The sequence below is a fragment of the Kitasatospora phosalacinea genome (assembly GCF_000717185.1).
GTDB classification, from domain to species: domain Bacteria; phylum Actinomycetota; class Actinomycetes; order Streptomycetales; family Streptomycetaceae; genus Kitasatospora; species Kitasatospora phosalacinea_A.
Genome location: NZ_JNYE01000035.1, coordinates 1 through 16989 on the forward strand (window position 1 = coordinate 1; position 16989 = coordinate 16989).

A 16989-nucleotide genomic window follows, 5' to 3' on the forward strand; every position below is an offset into this window, starting at 1 on the left:
ACCGCCGCCGCGAACGGGGCGATCTTCGCCTCCGCCAGCGCACGCACCGACTCCCGGAGCATCACGTGCTCCTCGCCGAGCCGGTAGAGGTCGAAGTCCTGGGTCATGGCAGTCTCCTCGGTGTGGCACTCAGTACCCCCGATTATGCACACTCAGTGTCGTCCGTCCCAGCCCGCACACCCGGGTCGGTGCTACCGTCCGGGTATGAGCGAGGTGCAAGGGCAGGAACGGACCACCGGGGGCGGGACGGCGCGGCCGACGATGCGGGACGCGCTGGTGGAGGCCGCGTTCGAGCTGTTCTCGGAGCGGGGCTTCGAGCAGACGACGATCGACGACATCGTCTCGCTGGCGGGGGTCGGCCGGCGGTCGTTCTTCCGGTACTTCCCGTCGAAGGAGGCGGTGGTCTTCCCCGACCACGACGGCTGCCTGGCGGACATGACGGCCTTCCTGGCGGCGGCCGACCCGACGGGCGACCCGGTGGGGCAGGTGTGCGACGCGGCCCGGCTGGTGCTGCGGATGTACGCGGGCAACCCGGCGTTCTCGGTGGGCCGCTACCGGCTGACCAAGCAGGTGCCCACCCTGCGGATCCACGAACTGTCGGTGGTCTGGCGCTACGAGCGCACCCTGGCGGGCCACCTGCGCGCCCGGTACGCGGCCCGCTCGGACGGCGCGCTGCGGGCGGACGTGATCGCGGCGGCGGTGGTCGCGGCGCACAACTTCGCGTTGCGGTCCTGGCTGCGCTCGGGCGGCGAGGGCGACGTGGGGGCGGCGGTCGACGAGGCGCTCCAGCTCGTGGCCGACACCTGGGGCGACGACGCCGCGGGGGGCTCCGGCGGGGCTTCGCAGGACGACGAGGTGGTGGTGATGGTGGCCCGGCGGGGGACGCCGATGTGGCGGGTGCTGCAGGGCGTCGAGGCGGCGCTGGAGAGCTGACCCCCTCCCCCGTCCGCCCGCCGACCTGCGGATCTGACGATCCGTCGAAGATCGGCCGATATGACTGGCACTCCGTACCTTTACACGAGGCACTGAGTGCCATACCTTCCTTCTGGCAGACGCCCCGACCGCACGCCCGCCCCCGGGCGGCGGTACGGCGGCGCACCCAGGCCCAGGGAGGAGACGGCCATGACCCTCATGATGCTCGCGCCGGGCGAGGCGGAGCTCGACTACCGGCGCTGCCGCTGGTGCCACTCGGCCAGCGCGGCGACCTGCCTGCTGTGCCCGGTGTGCGGCTCGGCGGACCTGGCGCCCGCGCGGGCCGGCGGCCAGGGCACGGTGCAGCGCCTGCTGCGCCCGACCCGCCGCGGCGCGCACCCGGGGCGGCCGTACCTGATCGTGCTGGACGAGGGGTTCACCGTGCAGGCCTCGGTGCTCGGCGGGCTGCCGGGCGCGGTGCCGATCGGCGCCCGGGTGCACCTGGTGACCAGCGAGGAGGGCGGCCGGGTGCTGACCTTCCGCCTCGCGCCCCGGCCCTGACCCCCGCCCGCCGGCCCCGTCCCAGCCCCCGCCCCACCCCGACCACCGGGCCGCCGCCCCACCGGCGCCCGGTCCGCGCCCCCGGCAGATGGCACCGAGTGCCACCCGCCGGGGGCGCTCCTCCTTCGGACGTCCGCGTCGTGCGCACACTTCCGACATCCCGTGCACCGTCCGTGCCTGCCTGGCGGGAACCGGTGCACGCACCGCCGCCGCGCGGGTAGGGTCGATGGCGTTTGTCGTTCCGGGGGAGGTATCCACACGTGCTCGATCTGAGCGCACATCAGTCCGCTGCCGTCTGGCACCCGTTGTCCGGCCCCCCGCCGGTGCGGGCCTGGCGCAGCGGCCTGGCGGCCAATCCGGACGCGCCGGTCGAGGTGCTGGAGCGGCTGCTGGAGGACGGCGCGGAGCCCGGCTGGCTGACGCGGCGCGCGGAGCTGCCCGCGCCGGTGGCGGAGGCCGCGCTGCGGCACCCGCAGTGGCAGGTGCGGGCGGCGCTGGCCGAGCGCCCGGGCCTGTCGGCGCAGGCGCTGGCGGTGCTGGCGGGCGACCGGGAGCGCCGGGTGCGGCGGGCCGCCGCCTCGGCCGCGCACCGGGTGGCGCTGCCCCCGGAGGTGCTGGCCGCGCTGGCCGCCGACCGAGACCCGGACACCCGTCGCCGGGTGCCGGGCTGCGCGGGCCTGCCGCCCGAGCTGCTGGTGCGCCTGGCGCAGGACGGCTCGGCGCTGGTGCGGGCGGCGGCGGTGCGGACGGAGTCCTGGCCGCAGCTGCCGCCGACGGTGCGCACGGGGCTGCGGGCGGACCGGGACCAGGCGGTGCGGGCCGCGGTGCGGCGGGCGCTGCGGGTGGAGCGCGAGCTGCCGGTGTCGCTGGCCGGGTACATCGCGGAGAGCGACCCGGCGCGGCGGGAGCGGACGGCGGCCTCGGCCGCGCTGGAGCGGGCGCTGGGCGAGTGGCTGGTGCTGGACGACGACCCGCGGATCCGGACCGCCGCGGCGGGCAATCCGCGGCTGCCCACCGACCTGGCGCTGGCCCTGGCGGCGGACCCGCACGAGGCGGTGCGCCTGGCGGTGTCGCTGCGCGCGGACCTGACGGAGGCCCAGCGCTCCGCGGTGGCGTACCGGCTGCCGGACGCGCCGCCGGTGCTGCCGTGGGTGGCGGAGCGGGCGGGCGATCCGGCGGAGCTGCTGCGGCTGGCGGGTTCGGCGCACCCGCTGGTGCGCTGCGCGGTGGCCTCGCTGGAGCGGCTGCCGGACGAGGTGGTGGCGGTGCTGGCCGCGGACCGGGAGCTGGCGGTGCGCCTGGCGCTGGCCGAGCACTGCGCGGACGCGCCGGGCGGCCTGCTGCGCTCGGTGTACGAGCAGCTGCTCGGTCCGGCCGCGCTGGTGGCGGACCCGCGGTTCGCGGCGCCGGGCCTGGCCCGCTGGGCGGGCCGGCCGGAGCCCGCGCTGCGCCTGGCGGCGCTGCGCGACCCGGAGCTGGAGCCCGGGGTGCTGGCCGCGCTGGCGGCCGACGGGGACGCGGTGGTGGCGCGGGCGGCGGCGGGTGATCCGCGGCTGCCGCTGCGGGTGCTGCTGGGCGCGCTGGAGCCGGACGCGCAGCCGGAGGCGGCGGCGGCGAACCCGGCGCTGCCGGTGCCGTTCATGCACCGGCTGCTGGCACTGTCCTGAGCGGCGGAGCGGCAGGTCGGCCGCGGGGGCGGGGCGGCTGCGGCGGGGCGGCCGCCGGGCGCGGAATACCCCTCGGTAGGTGAATGTTCAACCGACTGCCGGGCCGCTACGACCCGGCAGGACCCGGAAACGGGAAGGAGCAGGCATGACCACCGACCTCCGCCACGGCAGCGCGTCCCTGGTGACCCCGGACGAGAGCACCGCCGAGCGCTGGGCCCGGGCCCAGCTGTTCTTCGACTCCAAGGCGTACTCGGACGCCGCCCTGATCCTCGCCGGGGTCGTCGCCGAGGTGCCCGAGCAGGTCGGCCCGCGCCTGCTGCTGGCCCGCGCCTACTACCACTCGGCCCAGCTGCGCCGCGCCGAGGAGCAGCTGCGCGAGGTGATCGGGCGCGACCCGGTGGAGCACTACGCGCACCTGGTGCTCGGCCGCGTCCTGGAGCGCCAGGGCCGGGCCGCCGAGGCCGCCCCGTACCTGCGGCTGGCCGCGGCGTTCGACGGGGACTTCCCCGAGGCCTGACCCCCTCCTCCCCGCCCCCGGCCGTCGAACGGCCGGGGGCGGCGTGCTGTCGTGGCCCGGCCCGGCCCCTGGCAGGCTGGAGGGAGCGCGCTGACGGAACCGAGGCGGAGGTGCGGCCGATGCGGACGCTGGAGGAGCAGATCGAGGTGACCGCTCCGGTGGGGACGGCCTGGTCGCAGCTGCACCGGGTGGCGGAGTACCCGCTGTTCGTCGCCGGGGTGGTGCAGGCCAGTGCGCACGGCCGCCACCACGCGCACCTGGACGTGGAGTTCGGCGGCGAGCGGCACGCGGTGGACGCGGAGCTGACCGACCACGGGCGGGGCCGGGTGATGAGCTGGGAGACGGTCGACGGCCCGCCGCTGCGCGGCACCTTCGCGCTGCGCCCGCTGGACGCCTCGCACACCCGGGTGCAGCTGCGCCTGGAGTACGACCCGCAGGAGCTGGCCGGGGCGATGGGCGGCCCGCTCGGCTTCGCGCAGAGCCGGGCGGTGGAGGAGGCGGTGCGCGCCGACCTGGAGCTGTTCAAGCAGCTCTGCGAGGAGTGAGCCCCGTGCAGCCGGGCCCCGGATTCACTCCCCCGGCGGGAGTTCGGCCCAGATGACCTTCCCGCTGGCGGGGTAGCGGGTGCCCCAGCGCTCGGCGAGCTGGGCGACCAGGAACAGGCCGCGTCCGCCCTCGTCGGTGTCGGTGGCGTAGCGCAGGTGCGGGGAGGTGGCCGAGCCGTCCCAGACCTCGCAGATCAGCGCCCGGTCGCGGAGCAGCCGGACCCGGATCGGCGGGGCGGCGTACCGGATCGCGTTGGTGATCAGTTCGCTGAGCACGAGCTCGGCGGCGAAGGCCTGCTCGGACAGGCCCCAGTCGTCGAGCCGGCGGGTGACGGCGGCGCGGATCCGGGCGACGGCGGCCGGGTCGGCGGGGACGTCCCAGTCGGCGACGTGGTCGGCGGGCAGTGCGCGGGTCCGGGCGACCAGCAGGGCGATGTCGTCGGCGGGGTCGGCGGGCAGCAGGGCGGCGAGCAGGTCCTCGCAGGTCTGCCGGGGGTCGCGGCCGGGGCGGGCGAGGGCGGCGCGCAGCAGTTTCAGGCCGTGGTCGAGGTCGTGGCCGCGGGGGGCGAGCAGCCCGTCGGTGTAGAGCACCAGGCGGCTGCCCTCGGGGAGTTCGAGTTCGGCGGTCTCGTAGGGCAGGCCGCTGACGCCGAGCGGCGGCCCGGCGGGCAGGTCGACGATCTCGGCCCGGCCGTCGGGGTGGACCACGGCGGGCGGCAGGTGGCCGGCCCGGGCGAGCGTGCAGCGGCGGCTGACCGGGTCGTAGACGGCGTACAGGCAGGTCGCGCCGGTGATCGGGCGTTCGGCGCCGTCGGCCGCGGGGTGTTCCTGGTCGAGGCGGTTGACCAGGGCGTCGAGGTGGCCGAGCAGTTCGTCGGGGGCGAGGTCGAGCGAGGAGAAGGTGTGCACGGCGGTGCGCAGCCGCCCCATGGTGGCGACCGCGTGGACGCCGTGGCCGACCACGTCGCCGACGACCAGGGCGACCCGGGCGCCGGAGAGCGGGATGACGTCGAACCAGTCGCCGCCGACGCCCGCCTGGGCGGGCAGGTAGCGGGAGGCGACCTCCAGGGCGTGCTGCTCGGGGAGCCCGGCGGGCAGCAGGCTGTGCTGGAGGGCGACGGCCATGGTGTGCTCGCGGGTGTAGCGGCGGGCGTTCTCGACCAGGACGGCGGCGCGGGCGGTGAGCTCCTCGGCGAGGGTGCGGTCCTCCTCGTCGAAGGCGGGGCGCGGGCGGGCCCGCCAGAAGGTGGCCACGCCCAGCAGCGTCCCGCCGACCGCCAGCGGCACCGTGACCAGGGTGTGCACCCGCTGCGCGCGCATCGCGCCGACGGCGCCGGGGCTGACCTCGTCCCAGGCGGCGAGGGCGGCCGACAGGTCGGGTTCGACCACCGAGCACAGCCCGGCGACGGCCCGGGCCCGGGGGGTGCCGGGGATCAGCGGGACGGGCGAGCCGGGCGCCAGCAGCGGCGGCAGGTCGGTGACGCCCGCCAGCGCGGCGCGGCGCAGCGGGCGGTTCTGCCCGGGGCGGGGCTCGCCGCCCGCCGGGACGCCCTCGTACAGGTCGACGCTGGCGAAGTCGGCGAACGCGGGGACGAGGGCCGCGGCGAGTTCCTCGCAGGTGCGGGTGATGTCGAGGGTGGTGCCGATCGAGGCCCCGGCCCGGTAGAGCAGTTCCAGGCGCAGCCGGGCGGTGTCGGGGCCGGCGAGCGGGGCGCTGTCGCGCAGGGTGGCGATCCGGCAGGGCGGTCCGCCGGTGCGGTCGGCGGCGTGCAGGTCGACGGTGAGGGTGCGGCCGTGGACGGCGGCGGGGGCGCCGGTGAGCTCGCCGCCGCGGTGCAGCAGCGCGGCGAAGGCCTCCGGCAGGCCGAGTGCGCCCAGCGGGCGGCCCTCGCAGTCGGCGGGCAGGTCGAGCAGGCGGCGGGCCTCGTCGTTGGCGTAGCGGACCAGCAGGTCGGCGTCGAGCAGCAGGACGCCTTCGCGGACGAGGACGGGTTCGGGTGCGCGGTGCCGTCCCGTCCCGTGCGCCGCGGCCGTCATCCGGGCCGTCCGGCGGGAGCGGGGACGGGGGCCGGGGGTGCGGCGGGGACGGGACGCGGGGGGATGGACAGCTGTCGCGGAGGGGCCTGGTCCGCCACGCTGCGTCCACCGGGTGCTGCCCGAAACCGGGTCATACGCCCATTCCTACACTCCCGGCTCGGACCGGGCCAATGGCCGCGCCCGGATTTCCCGGTCGGCGGGCCGGTTCCGACCGGTCCTCGTTCGCCTGGCAGGAGGTCGGGGCGGGAGCGGACTGGGCCGCACGGATGAGGACGAGGGGGAACGGGTGCCCGTGCCGGAGTGCGGTGCCCGCGGATCCGCCGCCGCGGGGTGGCGGGGGCGCTGGTGACCGCTGTCCGTTCGGTGGTGTCCGCTGGGCGGGCACCCCGGGCGCGGGGCCGGGGCGGGCCGGGGGGAGGATGGGCGGATGTAGAAGCCAAGCATCTGCGCGAAGAGGTTCCCGTCATGCCCCACATCACCGTCGACTACTCGCCGCAGCTCGCCGACGCCTTCGACCGTCCCGGTTTCGTCCGCGAGCTGCATCCGCTGGTGCGCGAGTGGGTGGCCTCCCGGGGCGTGTGCAAGACCTTCTTCCGTCCGGCCGCGGAGACCTGGGTCGACAGCGCGGACGGCCAGCTGGTCGCCTTCGTGCACATCGCGATCGGCCTGCTGCCCGGGCGGCCGGAGGGCCTCAAGGCCCGCCTCTCCGAGGAGGTGCTGCGGCTGCTGGACAAGCACCTGCGGCCGGTGCTGGGCCGCGAGGTGGTCCGCTCGGCCGAGGTCCGCGACCTGGCCCCCTCCTACCGCCTGCGCACCGGCTGGTAGCCCCGGGCGCACCGGCGGCGGCCGGGCGGGGCTAGTCGCGGCCGTCCGGCTTCAACGGCTTGCCGTCCAGGGAGGTGGTGGTGGGCGAGACGCGCAGTTCGGTGGTGACGTCGGTGCTGCCGGCCACCGCGCAGCTCATCTCCAGCAGCACGAAGCCCGCGCGGTGCTTTCCGTGCACCATGCGGCCGGGGCCGTCGACACCGCCGATCCCCTCGAGCAACCACTCGTGGACGCTCTGCGCGTCACCGTCCTGCCAGCCCTCGAAAGCCGCCGCCTCGACGCCGAGGGCCAGCCGCTCGGCCAGGTACTCGGGGTCGTGGACGCTCTCGAAGCGGATCGTCAGGCGCTCGAGTTCGTGGCCCGCGCGGAACTCCCAGAGCGCCCACAGCTCGTCGATGCCGTCCACCACGGGCGTGGCCTCGAGGAACCAGTCGTACCGCTCCAGGAAGGGCGCGTGCAGCTCCAGCCACCGGTCGCGTTCGCCCGGCAGGGCCACCCACGGGCCCGGGACCTCCTCGAAGGCCGGCCAGACCGCCTCGGGGCAGTCCCAACGCCCGGTCCACGAGCGGACCCTCTCCCGGTTGGCGAGGAACTTCGCGCGTGCCTCGTCCGCTTCCCGCCGCTTCCGCCTGCCCAGGACCATGGCTACCGGCCTTCCCCGCTCGCTCCCGCCGCTGCGCCGCTGCGCCCGCTCCCGGCCCGAGCCCGGCAGGTGGGTGCCGGAGCAGCGTACCGACCGCCCGGGGTGTTCGAAAACCGTTGCCGCGCACCGGCGTTGGAGCATCCGTCAGCTCCTGGCACTCCGGCTGAAGATCGTGATCCTCAAGGTTGTTGGGCGGCCTGTCGTTGGTGGTGGCTGGTGCGGGACCGTGCTCGGTGCAGGCGGTGGGCGAGGCCGCGGGCTGGAGTGAGGAGGGCTGCGGACAGTCGCTGCCCGGCTTTCTTCGGCACGCCGTGGGTCAGCGCGCCGACGCGGATGACGCGGCACTAGGTGCGGCGGGCCCGGGCGGGCAGGGCGGCGGCCCGGAGCCGGGCCCACTGGAGCAGGGCGGCCGCCAGCAGCAGGCCGAACGCGGCGGCCTGGAGCAGCCCGGCCGCCGTCCCGCCGCGCAGCGCCGCCGAGAGCGGCAGGGCCAGCAGCGGCACGGCCACGGCCGGACCGGCCGCGTACCAGGCGGTGAACATCAGGACGCCGGTGCTCCCGCCGCTGGGCTGCGGCGAGCGGTACAGCAGGTCGCGGCGGGCCGCTCCGCGGCAGGCGTTCACCAGTCCGGCGGCGACCAGCGGCGGCACGGCCAGCGGCGCGAGCCAGGCCGCCGTGCCGCCGCCGAGGGCGAGCGCCGCCACCGCCCCGGCCGTCCCGAGCAGGAGGCCGAGGGCGGTGGGCACCACCGCGTGGCGCAGCATCAGCCCGGCGAACGGGTACGGGGACCAGGAGGCCCGGCGGACGTCGTCGGTCTCGATCCGGGCGGGTTCCAGCAGTTGGGCCAGGGCCTGGTAGCCGAAGAGCAGCGCGAGCCCGGTGACCGCCCAGGAGAGCGGGCCCCGGGCGTCCTGCGCGGGGACGGCGCAGAGCAGGGCGGGCACGGCCAGCAGTGCCGCGCGGCCGAGCCGGGCGGGCGTGCGGAGCAGGGAGAGGGTGTCGCGCCAGTACAGGACCAGCCGGGGCCGCCGGGGCGCGGGCAGCCGGACCTGCCACCGGCCGCCGTCCCCGGAGGCGCCGGAGACGGCCAGCCGGGCGGCGCGCAGTTCGACCGTCCGCAGCGCGGCCAGCACCCCGGCGGCGGTGCGGGCCCGCTCCCGCAGCAGGGTGAGCGACACGGTGGCGACGGCCCGGTCGGCGAGCACCAGGCCCAGCACGGTCGGCACGACCAGCAGGGCGGCGGCGAGCGGCCCGCCGGGGACGGCGGCGGGGGTCGGGGCCAGCGCGGCGATCCCGGCCCACCCCCACGGGCCGGACCACAGCTCGACCCGCTCCAGCCAGGGCACGGGGTGCCCGGCGACGGCCAGCGCGCTCTGCACGGCGAACGCCACGACCAGCGCGCTCGCGTACGGGCTCAGGCGGCGTGCCCAGCGGGCGGCCCGCGGGTCGCGCTGCACCAGCAGGCCCGCGCAGACGCCCAGCAGCGGCAGGCAGGCCCCGCCGACCAGGCACCAGGCGAGGGCGGCGGGCAGGCCGGTGCGCACGGTCAGGCCGAGCGCGACCATGCCGCCGAGGGCCGCCACCAGGCCGGGGAGGAGCGCCAGGCCGCAGGAGAGCCAGAACCAGGGCCGCAGCACCGGGCGGGGCCGGACGGGGTGCGCGAGCAGCCAGTCGGTGGTGGCCCGGGGCGGGACGACCGGCCCGCGCCACAGCCCGTCGCGGACGGCCAGCAGCAGGACGGCGAGCCCGGCCGCGGCGGCGCCGCCGGGCAGGCCGGCGAGCAGGCCGGGGCCGTAGCCGGTGTAGTCGGCGCCCATCGAGGCCTGCAGGAAGAGGCCGAGGCTGGGGACGCCGCCCCAGACCAGCAGGATCAGCACCGTGCAGTAGAGGGCGAAGGCGACCTGCTTGGCCCGGTTGCGCCGGTGCGGGGCGCGCAGGGCGCGCAGCAGGGCGAGCGCCTCGTCGGTCCAGTCGTCGTCCGCCGTCCACTCGGCGGCGGTCGTGCCTCGTTCCTCGTCCCGTTCCTGATCCTCGGCCCCGGTTCCGGCCCCGACCGCGGTGTCCGGGGCGCTCACCGGAGCCGGGCCGTTCCGGCGCCGGGGGCGGGGGCGCCCGCGGCGAGGACCCGGGCGGGCGGGCCCTGCCGGAGGATCCGGCCGTCCTCCAGGACGACCGCCCGGTCGGCGACCTCCAGGGCGAGGTCGGTGTGGTGGGTGACCAGCAGCACCGCGACGCCGTCGGCGAGTTCGGCCTTCAGGAGTTCGGCGAGCCGGCGGCGGGCCTCCGGGTCGAGGCGCTGCTCGGGTTCGTCGAGCAGCAGCAGGTCGCGGGGGCGGACCAGGGCGCAGGCCAGCAGCAGGGCCTGCAACTGGCCGGAGGAGAGGGCGGAGGGCAGCGCGTCGGCCCGTTCGGTGAGCGAGCGGCCCTCCAGCACCTGGTCGACCCAGTCGGCGGCGTCGGCGACCCCGTGCGCGACGGCGACCAGCAGCAGGTGCTCGCGGACCGTGAGGTCGGGGTAGTGGGCGACGGTGTCGCCGACGACGGCGACCCGGGCCCGGATCCGGGGGTCGTTCTCGTCCATCGTCAGGCCGTCGAAGCGCACCGTGCCGCTGGTCGGCAGGTCGCGTCCGGCCGCGACCCGCAGCAGGGTCGACTTGCCGGAGCCGTTGTGCCCGAGCAGGGCCACGCACTCGCCGGCCGCCAGTGCGAGGTCGACGGGGTGCAGCACCTCCCGGCCGCCGTACGAACGGCTCACCCCGGTCAGTTGCAGCAGTGCTCCGCGTGGTGCGGGGGAGTTCTCGGCCATCCGGGCGGCGCCTCTCGACGAGTGGTCGCCCCAGTATGGACCGCGGCCCGGGCCCCGCCCGCACCGGCCCGGGGCGTCAGGGCCGTCAGGGCGCCGGGGAGGGGTCCGGGCAGGAGGGGTCCGGGGAGGAGGGGCCCAGGAAGGCGGTCAGTTCGGCGTTGAGCTCGGCGGGCCGCAGGTACGGGAGGCCGTGGTGGGAGACGCCCGCCAGGGTGCGGACGCGGGCCCGCGGGAGGAGTGCGGCGGCGCGGACGGCGAGGGTGTCCGGGCGGTGGGTGCGGCTGTCGGCGGCGGGCAGCAGCAGGCAGGGCGCCTCCAGGGCGGCGAGCGCCGCCGGGGTGGGGCGGGGGCCGGTGACGGGGCGGGTGGCGGGGAAGGTCGCGGCGAGGCCGTACAGCCGGGTCCAGTCCGGGTCGAGGGGGGCGCCGCCGGTCTCCCAGGCGAGGAAGGCCCGGGCGCGGCGCTCGCTGGGGCGGGCCAGCACCGGGGCGGCGTGCAGCAGGTACGAGGGGCGGTAGCCGGTGAAGCAGCCGGTGGGGTCGATCAGGGCCAGCCGGGAGACCCGGTCGGGGCGGCGCAGCGCGTGGCCCAGGGCGATCCAGCCGCCGTAGGAGTGGCCGCACAGGTCGACGCGTTCGGCGACGAGCGCGTCGAGGACGGTGTCGAGCCAGCGGTGCAGGTCGTCGACGGTGCGCGGGGGCGTGCGGCCGTCCGCCGCGGAGCGGCCCGCCTCGCCGATCCGGTCGACGGCGAACACCCTTGCGGTGCGGGCGAGTTCGGCGGCGTTGGCCCACCAGCTCGCGGCGGTCGCGCCGCCGCCGTGGAGCAGCAGCAGGGGCGGGGCGTCGGGCGGTCCGGCGGCGTTGACCCGGGTGGTGCCCCAGGGGGTGTCGAGGTCGAGGGTGTCGACCGGGACGGGCCAGCGGTCGAGCAGGGCGTCGTAGGCGGACAGGAAGGCGGACCGGTCGAATCCCATGCTGGCTCTCCCCGGAAGGTGTCTCGCTCGGCAATCTTCTCGCTGAACGAGATAATATGCACGGCGGAACTCCCGCGGACAACCACCCCCACGAGAGGATGAACCGATGGACGATCCGGGCCCCGGCCTGCGCGCCGTGCACCAACTGCGCGCCCTGACCGTCGAACTCGACCTGCTGGCCGCCGCGTTCGCCCAGCGCCACGGCCTGCACCCGACCGACCTGCGGGCGCTGATCGCCCTGCTGGACGCCGCCCGGGAGGGCACGCCCGCGACCCCGGGCCGGCTCGGCCGCGAGCTGGGCCTCAACTCGGCGGGCACCACCGCCGTCCTGGACCGGCTGGAGCGGCTGGGGCACGTCCGCCGCGCGCGCGACCCGCACGACCGGCGGCGCGTCCTGCTGGAGGTCACCGAGCGGGCGGTGGCGCTCGGCCAGGGCTTCTTCGGGCCGCTGATCGGCGACGCGGTCGCGCTGGTCGACGGGCTGTCGGCGGCCGAACGGGCCACCGTGCAGGGCTTCCTGGCCGCGATGCGGGAGATCGTCGCCCGGCACTCCGGCACCGCGGGCGCGTGAACGGCGGACGCCCGGGCGAGTGGTCACTCGCCCGGGCGTCCGTGGGTGGTGCGGGGTCAGTGCTGCGGCAGCAGACCGGTGTTGAAGGTCAGCTTCGGGGCGGCGCTGCGCGCGAGCGCGTGCGCCTGCTCGGGCCACCAGCCGCCCGCGATCGGGTCGACCGAGCCGTACTCGGGGTCGGCCGGGCCCGCGGTGCCGCGGGTGCAGCTGCCGTCGGACTCGCCGGGGACCTTGATCCACAGGAAGGCGTCCAGCAGCGGCTGGCCGGTGTTCGCGGTGGGGCGGGCGCCCAGGCCGCGGCCGGGCGGGTTGCACCAGGTCTGCGGGTCGCCGGTGTACTTGCCGGGCTCCGGCGTCCAGGGGCCCTGGCCGTTGCGGCTGCTGTCGATCACGAAGTGGGTGAGCTTCGCGTCGGCCGGGACGCGCTCGGCGTACCAGGCGTCGGCGTCCGCGGCGGGCCAGTACTGGTTGGCGCAGGAGTCGGCGGTGGCGCCCGGGGTGTTCTGCAGGTACCAGACGCACTTGGAGACCAGGGTGCCGTAGCGGGTCAGCGAGGCGTCGGTCTGGTAGTTCGACACGTTCAGGAAGAAGCCCTGCGCGTCGGCGACGCCGCCGTCGATCAGCAGCTGCGCCTGGGTGCCGACGTTCTGCCAGCTGCTGTGCCCGGCGTCCAGGTAGACGATCGCGCCGCGCTGCTGCTCCAGCCGCTCCACCGCGCCGGAGATCTCGGCGAGGCGGTCCTGCTGCTGGGCGGCGGTGCCGCCGCAGAACGCGGGCGACAGGGCGAGGCCGTCCGGCTCCAGGATGACCACGGTCTTGCGGTCGCCGATGCCGCGGGCCAGGGCGTCGATCCAGGCCGCGTACTCGCTGCTGTTGGACGCGCCGCCCGACGAGTACTGCGAGCAGTCCCGGCCCGGCACGTTGTACGCCACCGTGACCGGCACCTGCCGGGCCTTGGCGGCCTTCGCCTGCAGCGCGGCCATCGCGTCGGTGGTCTCCTGCGGGGTGGCCGTCCCGTTGAACCACTGCGCGATCGGCCAGGACGCCAGCTCGGCCATCGACAGGGCGCCCGGCAGGTCGTGGGCCTTGAGGTCGGCCAGCGCCTGCTGCGCGGCCTTGCTCGCCGGGTCGACGTAGAACCGGGTGTCCGGCCCGAGGCTCCGCGCCCCGGCGGTGGCGGGCGCGGCGGGCGCGGCCTGGGCCGGGACGGCGGTGGCGAGTCCGAGGCCGGACGCGAGCAGCACGGCCAGCGGGGCCGCGGCTCGGACTGGGTGGGGTGGGCGCATGGCGGGTCTCTCCGTCAGGGGTGGGCGAACGGAGCCGCCATGCAGCCAGCCCCGGCGACACCCCGTCAAGCCCCGCCCGCCCGGCCCCGCCGAACCCGCAGCAGGACCCGTCACCGGGCCCATCCCCCGGTGAAACTTTCACCCCCGCCGAGCCGGGCGCGGACGGGTACGGTGGGCGGCGGGGCGTCCCCGGCCGGACGGGGCGGGGCGTGCGGTCCACGAGCGGTGGAGGCGGAGTTGACGGACTTCCCGGTCCTCGGGATCCCCGGCTGGAGCGGGCACCGGGGCATGGCCGTCGTCGGCGGGAGCAGCAGCGGCGGGAGCGGGAGCGGCGGCGGGAGCAGCAGCGGCGGCGGGCCGCGCGTGGTCGACTCGGTGGTCCACTCCTACCTGACCGCCGGGCGCCGCTCCGCCCCGCTGCTGGTGTTCGCCCAGTCGGCCGTGCAGGAGCAGAGCGCGGCCGCGCTGCGCAACCTGCTGGGCCGCCGCGGGCGCCCGGAGCACGCCGGGCTGCTCGGGCCGCCCGACCTGGAGGAGACCGCGGTCACCGTCACCGGGGTGTCCCGGCCCGCGGTCCGCCACCACTGGGCCGACCCGCGGGTGGCCCTGCTGGTCTTCGACTGGGAGCGCACGCACGTCAGCGTGGCCTCCTGGGACCACCCGCTGGACGAGGCCCTGCTCGCCGCCCTGGGCCCGCTCCGCCCCCTCCCCTGAACCCGCGGGGCCCCATGCTGCCGCGGTGCCCCGATCCCCCGCCCCGGCGCTCACCCCCGACGCCGCCCGGCGAAGCGTCCCGGGGTGGTGCCGACGATGCGGCGGAAGTGGCGGTTCAGGTGGGACTGGTCGTGGAAGCCGAGGGTGGTGGCGACGGCGGCCGGGGGGTGGCCGTCGAGGAGGAGGCGGCGGGCGCGGTCGATGCGGCGGGCGGTGAGGTACTGGTGCGGGGGCAGGCCGAACGCCGCGGTGAAGGTGCGGACGAGGTGGGCGGGGTGGGCGTGCAGGCGGTGGGCGGCGTCGTCGAGGGTGGTGCGTTCGGTGAGGCGGGCGTCGAGCAGGTCGCGCAGGCCCTGGGCGAGGCCGGGCGCGGGCGGTGCGGCGGTCGCGCGGGGGCGCAGGTGACGGTGGAGGCGTTCGGCGATCAGGGCGAGGCGGCTCTCGGCCTCCAGCTCTTCGCCGGGGGCGCCGAGGACGGTGTGCAGTTGGCCGACGCGGCGGTGCAGCAGCGGGTCGGCGAGGTCGGGGCCGTCGACCGCGGGGCCGATCAACTCGCTGCCGAGACGGTCGAGTTCGAGGTAGACGACGCGTTTGCGGAAGCCGTCCTCGGTGGCCGGTGAGCCGTTGTGCGGGACGTGCGGGGGCAGCAGGCTGACGGTGTCGCGCGGGGTGCCCCGGTGGTGGCGGTCGAGGTCGTAGCGGACGGCGCCGTCGTCGACGATCAGCAGCGTCCAGGAGTCGTGGACGTGCATGGGGTAGCGGTGCGCGGTGAAGTGCGCGTGGAACACCTCGACCACGCCGGGGACGCGCGGCCGCCAGGCGGTGGTCTCCTCCGGCGGTGTTGCGGGCACGCAAAGAACGTACAAGATCCGGCGGCGGTGCGGGCGGCACGCTCGGTCCATGGACAACACCCTGACCGCCCCCGCCCCCGCAACCGCAACCGCCCCCGTCCCCGCCCGCTTCGACAGCAAGATCGCGGTACTGCTGCGGGAGGACCTCGCGCCGTGGCAGCGGCTGAACGTGACGGCCTTCCTGGTGAGCGGACTGGGCACCGCCGTACCGGAGTTGATCGGCGAGCCGTACGCGGACGCGGACGGCGCCGGCTACCTGCCGATGTTCCGGCAGCCGGTGCTGGTCCTGGAGGGCGGGCGCGAACTGCTGGCGACGGCGCACGGGCGGGCGCTGGCGCGGGGGCTGCCGCTGGCGGTGTTCACCGCGGACCTGTTCGCCACCGGCAACGACCGGGACAACCGGGCCGCGGTCCGGGCCGTGGCGACGGCGGGACTGGACCTGGTCGGCCTGGCGCTGCACGGGCCGCGCAACGCGGTGGACAAGGTGCTCAAGGGGGCGAGGATGCACCCCTGAGCCGCCGGGCCGACCGCCGGTTCAGGCCTGTAGCGAGGCGAGGGTGACGACCGTGATGTCGGACGGGGCGCCGACCCGGACGGGCGGGCCCCAGGCGCCCGCGCCGCGGGTGACGTAGAGCTGGGTGTCGCCGTAGCGCTCCAGGCCCGCGACGGTGGGGTTGGCCAGTTCGGCGATGTAGTTGCCGGGCCAGAGCTGTCCGCCGTGGGTGTGGCCGGAGAGCTGGAGGTCCACGCCGTGGTGCACGCTGTCGTGGATGGTGACCGGCTGGTGGGCCATCAGCACGGCGGCGCGGCTGCGGTCGCGGTCGCCCAGGGCCTTCGCGTAGTCGGGGCCCTGGCCGTGCGCGGTGCCCGCGATGTCGTTGACGCCCGCCAGGTCGAACCGGGCCAGCTCGACCCGGTCGTTCTCCAGCGGGTGCAGGCCCAGCTCGCGGACGAACTCCACCCAGGGCGCGGCACCGGAGAAGTACTCGTGGTTGCCGGTCACGAAGTACGCCCCGTCCTTGGCCCGCAGGTCCGCCAACGGGCGGGCGGCCGGGCCGAGTTCGGGGACGGTGCCGTCGACCAGGTCGCCGACCACGGTGATCAGGTCCGGCTGGACGGCGTTGATGGTGTCGACGATCCGCCGGGTGTGCGAGCGGCCGAGGATCGGCCCCAGGTGGATGTCGCTGACCACCGCGATCCGGTAGCCGTGCGCGGCGCGCGGGAGCTTCGCCAGCGGCACGGTGACCTGCTTGAGCCGCGGCCCGCGCAGCACCCCGTACGCACCGTTGCCGACCACCCCGACGGCCACCGCCGCCGCGCCCCCGGCCACCAGCCGGGAGACGAACAGCCGCCGGGACGCCTCGGCGACCGGTCCGGCGGGCTCGGCAGCGCCTGCGGGGCCCGCGGGGCCTTCGGGCTCGGTCGGCTCGACCCGGGTCGCCGGGGTCGCCGGGACGGTGACGGGCTCGGGCACGGCCGCCTCTGCGGGTGCCGGGGTCCGGCGGGGGCGGAGGCGGTGCAGCAGGGGGCGCAGGGCCTCGCCGGCCAGCAGGGCGAGCAGGAGGTAGATGCTGACGGCCATCCAGAGGTAGCCGGGCCAGGCGAACCAGCGCTCGACGGCGAGCGGGAAGGCCCGGCCGCCGACCGCCGCGAGCAGCATCAGGGCGGGCAGCAGGAAGGCCAGGCCGGTGCCGGTGCGCCGGTACCGGCCGCCGGGGCGGGAGACGTCGCGGACCAGCCGCCGCCACAGGTACCAGTGCGCCACCCCGAGCAGCCCGAGCACTCCGAGGGCCGCCACCGCCATCACCGCGATCATCATTCGGCCAGTATCGGTGCCGCTCCGGGCGCACCGGTCGGCGGGGCGGCCCCGCGTGGACGGTGGGTGGTCGGGCGGGCGCGGTGGGTGCCGGTCCGGGTTCGGTTCCCGTTCACCCCCTGTGAGGCCGCGCACATCGGGGTCGCCGTCCACGATTGCGGGTAGTTGGTGTGCGGCGGACCGCGGCGGCGGGCGCCCCGGGGGCCGGAGCGGGTGGCTGCACGGGGGCGAACACCCAGGTCAGCACTGGCGCGGGGGGCAC

General features: G+C 77.0%; 18 protein-coding genes. 9 read left to right on the forward strand and 9 right to left on the reverse strand.

The genetic code is table 11. The features are described 5' to 3' along the window. On the reverse strand, positions 1 to 107 hold a 107-nt coding region (locus OO57_RS45580; RefSeq protein ID WP_234337372.1), incomplete at its 3' end, for an acyl-CoA dehydrogenase family protein. Between the two features lie 97 nt (positions 108 to 204). On the opposite strand from OO57_RS45580, the gene OO57_RS16845 reads away from it, so the two are divergent. The 5 genes from OO57_RS16845 (at position 205) to OO57_RS16865 (ending at position 4202) form a co-directional block, all read left to right on the forward strand. After that, positions 205 to 933, forward strand: coding sequence for a TetR family transcriptional regulator (locus OO57_RS16845; protein ID WP_051777780.1), 729 nt, complete (start codon positions 205 to 207; stop codon positions 931 to 933). Positions 934 to 1122: 189 nt separating this feature from the next. After that, positions 1123 to 1473 (forward strand): Zn-ribbon domain-containing OB-fold protein, encoded by a 351-nt coding sequence (locus OO57_RS16850; RefSeq protein ID WP_051777782.1) that lies wholly within the window; start codon positions 1123 to 1125, stop codon positions 1471 to 1473. Between the two features lie 260 nt (positions 1474 to 1733). Continuing rightward, positions 1734 to 3140: a hypothetical protein gene (locus OO57_RS44740; RefSeq protein WP_199811272.1), complete on the forward strand. Its 1407-nt coding sequence runs from the start codon at positions 1734 to 1736 to the stop codon at positions 3138 to 3140. A gap of 145 nt (positions 3141 to 3285) precedes the next feature. After that, complete coding sequence (locus OO57_RS16860) at positions 3286 to 3657, forward strand: tetratricopeptide repeat protein (protein ID WP_051777784.1); 372 nt, start codon at positions 3286 to 3288, stop codon at positions 3655 to 3657. A gap of 119 nt (positions 3658 to 3776) precedes the next feature. After that, complete coding sequence (locus tag OO57_RS16865; protein ID WP_033253314.1) at positions 3777 to 4202, forward strand: SRPBCC family protein; 426 nt, start codon at positions 3777 to 3779, stop codon at positions 4200 to 4202. Positions 4203 to 4226: 24 nt separating this feature from the next. Here the strand turns inward: OO57_RS16865 and OO57_RS16870 are convergent, their stop codons facing one another. Next, positions 4227 to 6239, reverse strand: a complete 2013-nt coding sequence (locus tag OO57_RS16870; RefSeq protein ID WP_033253315.1) for a SpoIIE family protein phosphatase — start codon at positions 6237 to 6239, stop codon at positions 4227 to 4229. A 465-nt stretch (positions 6240 to 6704) separates the two neighbouring features. On the opposite strand from OO57_RS16870, the gene OO57_RS16875 reads away from it, so the two are divergent. Further along, complete coding sequence (locus OO57_RS16875; RefSeq protein WP_033253316.1) at positions 6705 to 7064, forward strand: 5-carboxymethyl-2-hydroxymuconate Delta-isomerase; 360 nt, start codon at positions 6705 to 6707, stop codon at positions 7062 to 7064. Between the two features lie 31 nt (positions 7065 to 7095). Here OO57_RS16875 and OO57_RS16880 read toward each other — a convergent pair whose 3' ends face one another. The 4 genes from OO57_RS16880 to OO57_RS16895 all read right to left on the reverse strand — a co-directional run bounded on the left by OO57_RS16880 (position 7096) and on the right by OO57_RS16895 (position 11489). Then, entirely contained in the window at positions 7096 to 7707 is a 612-nt protein-coding gene (locus OO57_RS16880) for a hypothetical protein (RefSeq protein WP_033253317.1), read from the reverse strand. A 344-nt stretch (positions 7708 to 8051) separates the two neighbouring features. After that, positions 8052 to 9782: a hypothetical protein gene (locus OO57_RS16885; protein WP_033253318.1), complete on the reverse strand. Its 1731-nt coding sequence runs from the start codon at positions 9780 to 9782 to the stop codon at positions 8052 to 8054. After that, positions 9779 to 10513 carry an ABC transporter ATP-binding protein gene (locus OO57_RS16890; protein ID WP_033253319.1) on the reverse strand — a complete coding sequence of 245 codons (735 nt, stop codon included), beginning with the start codon at positions 10511 to 10513 and terminating at the stop codon, positions 9779 to 9781. The genes OO57_RS16885 and OO57_RS16890 overlap by 4 nt, the downstream gene beginning before the upstream one ends. Before the next feature lie 85 nt (positions 10514 to 10598). Further along, the gene (locus OO57_RS16895) at positions 10599 to 11489 is read right to left on the reverse strand and encodes an alpha/beta fold hydrolase (RefSeq protein WP_051777786.1); all 891 of its coding nucleotides are present in this window, start codon (positions 11487 to 11489) and stop codon (positions 10599 to 10601) included. A 106-nt stretch (positions 11490 to 11595) separates the two neighbouring features. On the opposite strand from OO57_RS16895, the gene OO57_RS16900 reads away from it, so the two are divergent. After that, entirely contained in the window at positions 11596 to 12060 is a 465-nt protein-coding gene (locus OO57_RS16900; RefSeq protein WP_033253320.1) for a MarR family winged helix-turn-helix transcriptional regulator, read from the forward strand. Between the two features lie 56 nt (positions 12061 to 12116). Here OO57_RS16900 and OO57_RS16905 read toward each other — a convergent pair whose 3' ends face one another. Beyond that, a complete protein-coding gene (locus OO57_RS16905; protein ID WP_033253321.1) occupies positions 12117 to 13346 on the reverse strand; it encodes a glycoside hydrolase family 6 protein in 1230 nt (409 codons plus the stop codon). Between the two features lie 237 nt (positions 13347 to 13583). On the opposite strand from OO57_RS16905, the gene OO57_RS16910 reads away from it, so the two are divergent. After that, positions 13584 to 14060 (forward strand): hypothetical protein, encoded by a 477-nt coding sequence (locus tag OO57_RS16910; protein ID WP_158715144.1) that lies wholly within the window; start codon positions 13584 to 13586, stop codon positions 14058 to 14060. 50 nt (positions 14061 to 14110) lie between these two features. Here the strand turns inward: OO57_RS16910 and OO57_RS16915 are convergent, their stop codons facing one another. Next, the gene (locus tag OO57_RS16915) at positions 14111 to 14962 is read right to left on the reverse strand and encodes an AraC family transcriptional regulator (RefSeq protein WP_081973733.1); all 852 of its coding nucleotides are present in this window, start codon (positions 14960 to 14962) and stop codon (positions 14111 to 14113) included. On the opposite strand from OO57_RS16915, the gene OO57_RS16920 reads away from it, so the two are divergent. Beyond that, complete coding sequence (locus tag OO57_RS16920; protein ID WP_051777788.1) at positions 14961 to 15425, forward strand: DUF2000 domain-containing protein; 465 nt, start codon at positions 14961 to 14963, stop codon at positions 15423 to 15425. The two genes, OO57_RS16915 and OO57_RS16920, sit on opposite strands and share 2 nt — an antisense overlap. A gap of 21 nt (positions 15426 to 15446) precedes the next feature. On the opposite strand, the gene OO57_RS16925 is transcribed toward OO57_RS16920, so the two are convergent. Then, positions 15447 to 16730, reverse strand: coding sequence for a metallophosphoesterase (locus OO57_RS16925; RefSeq protein WP_033253324.1), 1284 nt, complete (start codon positions 16728 to 16730; stop codon positions 15447 to 15449). Positions 16731 to 16989: the final 259 nt, after the last annotated feature.

Excerpts from the sequence above, each read along its gene's own strand:
- OO57_RS16845 (WP_051777780.1), top strand. The coding sequence starts at position 205 with ATGAGCGAGGTGCAAGGGCAGGAACGGACCACCGGGGGCGGGACGGCG.
- OO57_RS16850 (WP_051777782.1), top strand. The coding sequence starts at position 1,123 with ATGACCCTCATGATGCTCGCGCCGGGCGAGGCGGAGCTCGACTACCGG.
- OO57_RS16860 (WP_051777784.1), top strand. The coding sequence starts at position 3,286 with ATGACCACCGACCTCCGCCACGGCAGCGCGTCCCTGGTGACCCCGGAC.
- OO57_RS16865 (WP_033253314.1), top strand. The coding sequence starts at position 3,777 with ATGCGGACGCTGGAGGAGCAGATCGAGGTGACCGCTCCGGTGGGGACG.
- OO57_RS16870 (WP_033253315.1), bottom strand. The coding sequence starts at position 6,239 with ATGACGGCCGCGGCGCACGGGACGGGACGGCACCGCGCACCCGAACCC.
- OO57_RS16875 (WP_033253316.1), top strand. The coding sequence starts at position 6,705 with ATGCCCCACATCACCGTCGACTACTCGCCGCAGCTCGCCGACGCCTTC.
- OO57_RS16880 (WP_033253317.1), bottom strand. The coding sequence starts at position 7,707 with ATGGTCCTGGGCAGGCGGAAGCGGCGGGAAGCGGACGAGGCACGCGCG.
- OO57_RS16890 (WP_033253319.1), bottom strand. The coding sequence starts at position 10,513 with ATGGCCGAGAACTCCCCCGCACCACGCGGAGCACTGCTGCAACTGACC.
- OO57_RS16895 (WP_051777786.1), bottom strand. The coding sequence starts at position 11,489 with ATGGGATTCGACCGGTCCGCCTTCCTGTCCGCCTACGACGCCCTGCTC.
- OO57_RS16900 (WP_033253320.1), top strand. The coding sequence starts at position 11,596 with ATGGACGATCCGGGCCCCGGCCTGCGCGCCGTGCACCAACTGCGCGCC.
- OO57_RS16905 (WP_033253321.1), bottom strand. The coding sequence starts at position 13,346 with ATGCGCCCACCCCACCCAGTCCGAGCCGCGGCCCCGCTGGCCGTGCTG.
- OO57_RS16920 (WP_051777788.1), top strand. The coding sequence starts at position 14,961 with ATGGACAACACCCTGACCGCCCCCGCCCCCGCAACCGCAACCGCCCCC.
- OO57_RS16915 (WP_081973733.1), bottom strand. The coding sequence starts at position 14,962 with ATGGACCGAGCGTGCCGCCCGCACCGCCGCCGGATCTTGTACGTTCTT.
- OO57_RS16925 (WP_033253324.1), bottom strand. The coding sequence starts at position 16,730 with ATGATGATCGCGGTGATGGCGGTGGCGGCCCTCGGAGTGCTCGGGCTG.